This is a genomic window from Intrasporangium sp. (genome assembly GCF_035280925.1).
Classification (GTDB): domain Bacteria; phylum Actinomycetota; class Actinomycetes; order Actinomycetales; family Dermatophilaceae; genus Intrasporangium.
The window spans coordinates 1-8,179 of record NZ_DATEEY010000047.1 but is presented as its reverse complement, the minus strand read 5'-3'; the positions used below and the strand labels follow the sequence as shown (position 1 = coordinate 8,179).

The window sequence follows — 8,179 nt, the reverse complement described above, 5'->3', positions numbered from 1 at the left end:
GACCGAGGAGGGCACCGGGGTGTTGACCCTGACCGGCGCGCTGGAGCGCGTGGTCGGGGCCTTGGACCGGGCCGACGCGGCGGCCCGGTCGGCGCGGGCCGCGGGTGACCCGCGCACCTTGGAGCAGCTGCGCTCCGACTTCGTCCTGGACGCGGTGCTGACCTGGTGGCCCGACCAGAGCCACCCGAGTCAGCAGTCCGAGCAGGCCGCACCATCGCGTCCGAGCCCCGGCGGCCGCGACGTTGTCACCGACGGTGTGACAGCCGGGATGGCCGACGTCACGGGTGGCATGACGGCGGCGGCGGACGCCGGCAGTGGCTCCTGCACGGACGGTGTCACGGACGGTGTCACGGGCGATGTCACGGACGGTGTCACGGCCGCGATCGCTGCTGTCACCGACAGCGGCACGGATGTCACTGCTGTCACGGACAGCGTGACTGATCGGGCCGGGGACGGGTGGGCCAGCCTGGGTCGGCCGGTGCCGGCCAAGGTGTGGATCGTGGTCCCGTTCGAGGTCGCCGCCGGCGCCAGCGAGGCCCCGTGCGAGCTGCCCGGGTACGGCTGGGTCACCGCGGCCCACGCCCGGCAGATCATCACCGTCCCCGGCTCGGTGTGGCAGCACCTGCCCGTCGACCTGGACACCGGGCAGGTGCTCGGGCTGGTCTCCCAGGGCTACACGCCCGGACCCCGGCTGGCCGGGCACGTCCGGGCCCGCGACGGGATCTGCCGCGCCCCGGGCTGCACCGTGATCGCCGACCGCTGCGACCTGGACCACCAGCGCCCCTGGCCGGCCGGCGCGACCGAGGCGGGAAACCTGTACGCCACCAGCCGCCGCTGCCACAACACCAAGACCGCCGGGCTGTGGACCAGCACGCCCCGACCCGACGGCGGGCTGGGCTGGACGACGCTGGCCGGGCGGGAGTACGTCACCTATCCGAAGAACTGGCGCGAGGGCCTGCAGGACACCCCCACGGAGTCCGGCCCGAGCGCCGAGGACGACCGCCCACCCTTCTGATGACAGCCCTGAGCAGTTCGCCGACGTGCTCGGATCAGCTGAGGCTTGGCGTGATGAACCTGCTCTCGAACGATCCGGCAGCATTCGCCGGCTCAGCGGCATACAGTGGCCTTGGTGACGCTAGTTTGGAGGGTTCTCGTGGAGAGACGCCGGCGTTCGAAGTGGTCTGTTGCGTCGCATCGGTCCATCCTGTCGATCGGTTCGACGGACTCGATCCTGTCGATCGGCAGTGCCGGCTCGATCCTGTCGATTGGCAGTGTTGCGTCGTTCGCGTCGATCGGGTCCATCGGGTCGGCGATGAGCGCGTTGTCATTCCTGTCGCATCAGTCGCGGCTGTCGGCGCTGTCCTACCAGAGTGGCTGCTCGATCCTCTCGATGCAGTCGAAGTGGTCGTTCCGCGGCTACCAACGCCAAGGCCCCTGAACTGGCTGAGGGGTCGTGGCGTCGCCCACGCCCTCTCGAGGAAGCGGAGTCAGCTCACGGTGCGTAGATGTACTTCATGCCGCTCGTGTGCGTGACTGTGCGCGTGTTGTAGTTGTAGGCCCCGGCCAGGGCGTTCATCTCGATCATGGTGACCTTGTTGCCGCTGACGCCGGTGACCCACCCGACGTGGCCAACCCTTGACGAGCCGTGGACTCCGGGTTGCAGGACAACGATGGACCGCGTGCGCGGCGTGCTCGACACCGTGTAGCCGGCGTTGGCAGCGCCCCAGGCCCATTCCATGGCGTTGCCGGTCCAGCCGCCCGGGTAGTAGCCCTCGGACTGGTACCACTTGTTCAGAGCGCCCCAGGTGCACTGGCCGCGGGTCGCCCAGTTGTACGAGGACCTCTTGCCCGTCGTGGCCCGGACGGTGGTCTTCTTGGCCGTGGTCGTCTTCGAAGTCGGCTTGTTGAGCGAGGTCTTGGGCTTGTAGGTCGATTTCGTGGTGCCGGCGCGGGAAGCGGTGCGTGAAGCTCGCTCGGCTGACTTGCGGGCTTTCTCGGCGGCGGCCCTCTTCGCAGCCGCCTCCTTTCGGGCCTTCTCCGCTGCCTTCTGGGCCGCGGCCTCGCGACGGGCCTGCGCGGCGGCCTCCTTCGCAGCGGCCGCCTTGCGGGCCTTCTCGGCAGCCTCTCGGCGGGCCTTCTCGGCAGCCTCCTTACGGGCCTTCTCGATGACGACGTCCTTGATGACGATCGGCTTCGGTTTGGCGGCCTTCTTGGGCGCCGACGCCACATAGCCGATCGAGCTCAGGGCGGTCGACGCGGCCGGCGGAGGACTGGTGGTGGCATCGGGGCCGACGGTCGCTGCGGCCTTGGGGACGCGGACCGGGGCAGCGGCGACGGGGGCGCTCTCCGTGATGGTGTCGGCCGAGGCCGGGGCGGAGAGCGTGGCCACGAGGCCACCAGCGGCAGCGACGACTGCTGCGCCCTTGATGGCCGGTTGGGCGGATGCGCGCGCGATGCTCTGGAGCTCGCCCAGAGGGCTGTATCCACCCGGCGCGCGGTGACGTCCGGGACGGTTGTCAGTGTTCACGGCTAACCTCTCAGCGCCTGCGAGGTTAGCTGTCGGGTTCGGGCTGAGGTTGCCCTGCTCTCGAGACCAGCCCGGAGGCCCTATCGAGAACTTCACCCCAAGAGCGACGTGAACCTGGCGCGAGCCCGGCTCGACGACGCTCGGAGAAACCATGGTTCCCCCGCCCCTGCCATGCGGGTCAAGCGGCACCCAAGGGCAGTGGCAGGACTCGGCGTCCGCTGTTGGGTGGACCCCCAAACGGGGAAGGGGGCTGCCGTCGACAGTAATGACGAATCCCGGTGATGTCACGCTGTTGTAACGGAATGTCCAAGAAACGGTAAAGGGGCATGGCAGGTTGTGGAAGCGAGCAGGTGGCCTGACCGCCGCCTGAGTCGTCGCGCAGTCCTCACACAGGTGCGCGCTGAACGACAGAGGGCGGTGAGGTCGCCTCGGCAACCTCACCGCCCTCTGAAGGTGGCGCGGAGTCAGCTCACGGTGCGTAGATGTACTTCATCCCGCTGATGTCGGTGAGCGTGCGCGTGTTGTAGTTGTAGGCCCCGGCGAGCGCGTTCATCTCGATGATGGTGACCTCGTTGCCGTTCACGGCCGTCACCCAGGCCACGTGGCCCACGCTCGAGGAACCGTGGACCCCGGGCTGCATGACGAGGATGGAGCGGGTGCGCGGCGTGCCGGAGACGGTGTAGCCCGCGTTGGCGGCGCCCCAGGCCCACTCCATGGCGTTGCCGGTCCAGCCGCCGGGGTAGTAGCCCTCGGACTGGTACCACTTGTTCAGAGCGCCCCACGTGCACTGGCCGGCCGTCGCCCAGTTGTACGAGGACTTCTTGCCCGTCGTGCCGTTGACGGTCGACTTCTCCGTGTAGGTGGGCGTCGTCAGGCTGGTCCGCGAGGAGTCCCGCGAGGCACGCTCTGCCGCCTCGCGGCGCGCTGCCTCCTTCGCAGCCGCCTCCTTGCGCGCCTTCTCGGCCGCAGCCTTCTTGGCCGCCTCCGTGCGCACCTTCTCGACGACGACGTCCTTGATGACGATCGGCTTCGGCTTGGCAGCGGCCTTCTTCGGCACCGGCGCCGCGTAGCCGATCGAGCTCAGGGCCGGCGCCACGGCAAGGGAGGGGGCGGTGGCAGCGTCGGGGCCGATGGCAGCAGCCGCCTTGGGGGTGGCGACCTTCGGTGCGGCGACGACTGCGGACGTGTCAGTGACGGTCTCGGCTGAGGCCGGGGCGGAGAGCGTGGCGACGAGGCCACCAGCGGCTGCGACGACCGCAGCGCCCTTCATCGCCGGCTGGGCGGACTCGCGGGCGATGCTCTTGAGCTCGCCAAGGGGGCTGTAGCCACCCGGCGTGCGGTGACGCCCGGGACGGTTGTCAGTGTTCACAAAGAACCTCCGCGCCTGCGAGGTTAGCTGTCGGGTTCGGGCGGAGATCTGCCCGGCTCTCGTCTCCGGCCCGGAAGCCTTCCTCGAGTGCTGCACCCCAAGAGCGACGTGGATCGAGGCACGAGACCTGCTCCACGACGCTCGGAGGAACGTGGTTCCCCCGCTCCTGCCAAACGGGTCAAGCGGCACCTCGAGGCAGTGGCAGGACTAGGCGTCTGCCTCTTGGTGAACCCCACGGGGAAGGGGCTGCGCTAGACACTAGAGCACGAAACCGGCGATGTCACATTCAAGTAACGGCATGTCCATCAATCGGTAAAGAGCGTGCGTCTCAGCTGGGTGGCGAGCAGGTGGCCTTCGCGCCGGCCTGAGCGGCGGCGACGTAGGGCGGGTTGAGCTCCAGGCCCTTCTGCCAGAGTGACTGCCACAGCGCCTCGGCCCTGGCCGCCGTGATGCCGCCGGCCTTGAAGTGAGACTGGTCCTTCAGGTGGGTCTCCCACGGCTCGATCGCCGTCCGCGCCTTGGCCAGAACCCCGTCGACCACGTGCATGCTCGCCTCACACGCCGCGAGGGCGTCCGCCGCAGCGCCGGTGGCCGCGTCGGGGGCCACGCAGCGCAGCTTCGATGACGTGAAGGCCCGGTCGGCCTCGTGGAAGGCGGCGATGTGCTGGGGAGCGTTCGCCGTGGTGGGCCCCCAGTCCTTCTTGGCCTGCTCGAGGGTGGTCTTACCGGCCTGGAGATCGTTCATGATGTCGAGATGGGCATCCCACTCCGCGAGAACCGTTGCCGCCGCCTTGCTGGCCGCCGCCTGTAGCTGCCAGCCGCTGCGGCAGTCCTCGACCTGCGCGTCTACCGGATCGGCCGTCTCCGGCGAGGACTCCGAGGTGGGAGGCTGGGTCGACGTCGTTGCAGAGGCGGTTGCGCTTGCTGGTGAGGTAGTCGGGTTGTCAAGGGCAGCCTGCCCAGCCGTCGGGGATCCGAGGAACAGGTCCTTGCCGAACCACACGGCAGCGCCGAGGACGAGCAGGGCCACGACCGTCAGCGCCACGGCTGCGCCAGGCCCACGCCGACGCTCGAGCTCGCGCCGCTCGCGGCGGGTCCTTGGCTGCTGTGTCATTGGGTAACCCCCAAACTGGCCGCTCTGGCACGTGTCCGGCAACTTCCGGCGCTGCCACGGGTGAGCGTCCGGTCAGTGCCCGTGGCGTCTGCCCGCTCCAGAGTCGCCGCCCGGTTGCTGGAGATTACTGGAGCATGACGAAGTTCCGAAAGGTCCGGTCTGCGTAATCTCGCTATTCTCGCAGGGTTGGCCAGACCTGACTTCACACAACCGGCACCGGGGTAAGCGAGGTGCGCCATGTCCCAACCACCGTCCCAGCGGTTGCCCAACGATCGTGAGCCAACGGGGACGCAGCCAGATGATGCGGTCGTCGTCCACCTCCCACGCCACGGCAGCCGCGGACCCGCTCCACCTGCCCGATCGCAGCGGAAGGGGTACTCCCCCGAGTTCCGCGCAGAGGCCGTGGCCCTTGCCGTCGGGTCCGACAGGACGATCACGGCTGCCGCCGAAGAACTCGGAGTGAGTCCGAGCACGCTCAGGCGCTGGGTTCGGGAGTCCGTACCGACCGACGCGGGATCGGGGCCGGGCGACCGACATGTGGATCGGCCGACGGCGCCCACTCACCCGCGGCCGGTCCGCGAACGCATCGAGGAGGAGTGGCCGGACTGGCGATCCTTCGACTGGCCCGTGCTGCCCTCGCCGGAGCCTGAGCAGGCCGACGTCCTCCTCGAGGCCGAGCCCGTGGGCGCCGAACCAGCCGCGGCCGAACCGACCGCCGCCGAACCGCGCGAAGCTGAGCCATCCCGAACACCCGTTTCCCCCAACGCTTCCCGCAGCCCCGCAGCGCCGGCTCCTGCGCCGCCTCGAGTCGATGACGCCATCTTCGCGACCACGGCACGGTTGGGACCCGCGCACCGCCTCGGGATAGTCGCCGTCACGTTCGTTGCCGCCGTGGTCCTCTCACGTTTCGTGCCCGAGGCCTACCCGTTGCGGCCGGTGATCGCGGCCCTCCACGTCATGTCGCTCGTCGTATCCTTCGGCGCGGTGCTCCTCGTCGACTGGCACGGGCTGCTGTGGCTCGCCGGAAGGCGCGCACTCACGGAGTCGACCCGCCTCGCCGCTGCCGCGTCGCCGATCATCTGGGCCGGCCTCGGCGGCCTCTTCGTCACGGGCACCCTGCTCAGGCCCGACATCGGCTCTCCCCTCACCCTCGTCAAGCTGGCCCTCGTCCTCGCGGTCTGCGTCAACGGCGCCGTCATGGCTCCGGTGCGCCTCAAGCTCAGCCAGCTCTCCCCCGACGCGTCCCCCGTCGACGTCCCCGAGCGGGAGTGGCGGCGCATGATGCTCGCGACGACCGTGTCCCAGATCGGCTGGTGGGGTGCCGTGGCCATCGGCTTCGTCAACGCGTCCACATGAGCGAACGCCCTGAAGCCGGGCGCGCCGGGCGCGCCGGGCTCCCCGCGTTCGCCGCATGCACCGCGCTCGCCGTTCTCGGGATCGTTGCCTCGGCGCTGGCCATCCGCTCGACGGGGGCCGCCGACCCGCTCTTCTTCGTCGATGACGCGGGCCCCCTCGTCCGATGGTCCGCTCCGCTGCTTCGCGTCGTCCACGACCTGGCCGCCGCGGTGACCGTCGGAGCGCTCGTCCTGGTGCTGTTCGTCGTGCGCGCACCGATGCTCACCCGCCTCGCGGGGCTGGCCGCACTGGCGTGGGCCGCCTGCGGCCTGGCGGGGATCGTCCTCACCTTCGCCGACGCGGCCGGGCTGCCCCTGGACTCGCCGGGCCTCGTTGATGCGCTGCTCAGAAACGTGTGGGCCTTCGAGGTGACGCGGATCGGCCTGATCAGCTCCCTCGGCGCGGCCATCGTGGCGCTCGGCGCCCTCTCCTCGGCGGGGCCTGCCCGCCAGGGGGCGACCGCGGCTCTCCTGGCACTGGCCGTTGTCTCCGTCGCTGTGCTCGGGCTCGCCAGCCACACGGGCGGGTCGTCCAACCACGAGACGTCCGTCAACGCCATGGCCGTCCACATCGTCGCGGCGGCCACCTGGGTCGGGGGCCTCCTGGCCCTCGTGGCACTCCGCCCCGCCGGATTACCTGCCTCGCGCACCGTGCGCCGCTGGTCGACCATCGCGCTGTGGTGCTTCTGCACCGTGGCACTGTCGGGCGTCGTCGCGGCCACCACGAGAGTCGGGCGCTGGTCCGACCTCACCACGCCTTACGGGATCCTCGTCGTCGTCAAGGCCGTCGCCCTCCTGGCGCTCGGCGTCGTCGGCTGGGTGCACCGCCGTTGGACGATCCGACGGCTCGAGGAGTCGGGCCGCGGGTTCTGGCGCCTGGTGGCCGTCGAGGTCGCCGTCATGGCTGCGACGATCGGCGTCGCGACCGCGCTGACACGCAGCGCTCCGCCGGTCTCCGAGGACGTCCTGGACCCGACGCCGGCGCTCGCGTTGACCGGTTTCCCGGCGCCTCCCGCCCCAGCCGCCTGGTCCTGGCTGGCGTCGTGGCGGACCGACTGGCTCCTCCTCTCCCTTGCCGTCGTCGCCATTGGCTCGTATGCCGCTGGGCTCGTCCGTGTCCGACGCGCTGACTGCGCGTGGCCGGCTGGACGGACCGCGGCCTGGGTGGCGGGCTGGCTCGTCTTCGCGGTGGCCACATCCGGGGGTGTGGGGACCTACGGCCGAGTCGCGCTGTCATGGCACCTTGCGCTCGTTCTCGTGCAGCTGCTCGTCGTCCCGGTGCTGCTCGTCATGGGTGACCCGGTCGGCTTGGCCGTCAAGGCCTCCGACCCACGGGAGGACGAGACCGTCGGGATCCATGAGACGGCGTTGGCCGTCGATCGCGTCGTCGACCGGTCGTCCCGGCAGCCCTTCGTCGCTGTCGGCGTCACGGCCATGGCCCTCATCGGCCTGGTGCTCGGGCCCGGCCTCGAGTGGACGCTCCTGGCCCATCCGGGCCATGTCATCTCGACCCTGGCGCTGCCCCTCCTCGGCTACGTCCTGGTCTCGTCGATCGTCCAGGCGTTCCGGGCGGGCGCGCGCCGCCTCGCACTGGCCGCGCTGGTCGCGCTCGGAGTGGTCATCGGCCTGCTGGGCCTCGTCCTCGTGCTCGGAACCAGGCCGCTGGGGGCCGACTTCTTCGCGGGTCTCCGGTTGCCCTGGCTGACCGATCTGCTGGCGGAGCAGCACCGTGCAGGCATCGTCGTCTGGTGGGTCGGCGGCGCCGGTACTGCCGC

The 8,179-nt window shown here is 70.4% G+C and carries 6 protein-coding genes, 2 pseudogenes and 2 riboswitches; of the genes and pseudogenes, 5 read left to right on the top strand and 3 right to left on the bottom strand.

The window, feature by feature from the left end; genetic code table 11:
- Together VJN29_RS04950 and VJN29_RS04945 are read left to right on the top strand one after the other, a co-directional pair.
- A pseudogene (locus VJN29_RS04950) lies at nucleotides 1-1,015 on the top strand (HNH endonuclease signature motif containing protein); the annotation flags it as partial.
- 105 nt (nucleotides 1,016-1,120) lie between these two features.
- Nucleotides 1,121-1,438: a hypothetical protein gene (locus tag VJN29_RS04945; protein WP_324142470.1), complete on the top strand. Its 318-nt coding sequence runs from the start codon at nucleotides 1,121-1,123 to the stop codon at nucleotides 1,436-1,438.
- Between the two features lie 54 nt (nucleotides 1,439-1,492).
- On the opposite strand, the gene VJN29_RS04940 is transcribed toward VJN29_RS04945, so the two are convergent.
- The 3 genes from VJN29_RS04940 to VJN29_RS04930 form a co-directional block, all read right to left on the bottom strand.
- Nucleotides 1,493-2,527, bottom strand: coding sequence for a CHAP domain-containing protein (locus VJN29_RS04940; protein WP_324142469.1), 1,035 nt, complete (start codon nucleotides 2,525-2,527; stop codon nucleotides 1,493-1,495).
- Between the two features lie 2 nt (nucleotides 2,528-2,529).
- Nucleotides 2,530-2,722, bottom strand: a riboswitch (cyclic di-AMP (ydaO/yuaA leader).
- 274 nt (nucleotides 2,723-2,996) lie between these two features.
- A complete protein-coding gene (locus VJN29_RS04935; RefSeq protein WP_324142468.1) occupies nucleotides 2,997-3,896 on the bottom strand; it encodes a CHAP domain-containing protein in 900 nt (299 codons plus the stop codon).
- A riboswitch (cyclic di-AMP (ydaO/yuaA leader) is annotated at nucleotides 3,895-4,091 on the bottom strand. It overlaps the preceding gene by 2 nt.
- Before the next feature lie 133 nt (nucleotides 4,092-4,224).
- Nucleotides 4,225-5,010: a hypothetical protein gene (locus VJN29_RS04930; protein ID WP_324142467.1), complete on the bottom strand. Its 786-nt coding sequence runs from the start codon at nucleotides 5,008-5,010 to the stop codon at nucleotides 4,225-4,227.
- A gap of 237 nt (nucleotides 5,011-5,247) precedes the next feature.
- Between VJN29_RS04930 and VJN29_RS20355 the strand changes: the two are divergent.
- From VJN29_RS20355 to VJN29_RS04920, 3 genes and pseudogenes are all read left to right on the top strand, one after another.
- Nucleotides 5,248-5,496, top strand: a pseudogene (locus tag VJN29_RS20355) (transposase); the annotation flags it as partial.
- Between the two features lie 405 nt (nucleotides 5,497-5,901).
- The gene (locus VJN29_RS04925) at nucleotides 5,902-6,366 is read left to right on the top strand and encodes a hypothetical protein (RefSeq protein WP_324142466.1); all 465 of its coding nucleotides are present in this window, start codon (nucleotides 5,902-5,904) and stop codon (nucleotides 6,364-6,366) included.
- Nucleotides 6,363-8,179: cytochrome c oxidase assembly protein (locus VJN29_RS04920; RefSeq protein ID WP_324142465.1), on the top strand; the 1,817-nt coding region annotated here is incomplete at its 3' end. The genes VJN29_RS04925 and VJN29_RS04920, both read left to right, overlap by 4 nt.

Bases quoted from the DNA above. Each gene is read 5' to 3' on its own strand.
- VJN29_RS04930 (WP_324142467.1), bottom strand. From the start codon at position 5,010: ATGACACAGCAGCCAAGGACCCGCCGCGAGCGGCGCGAGCTCGAGCGT.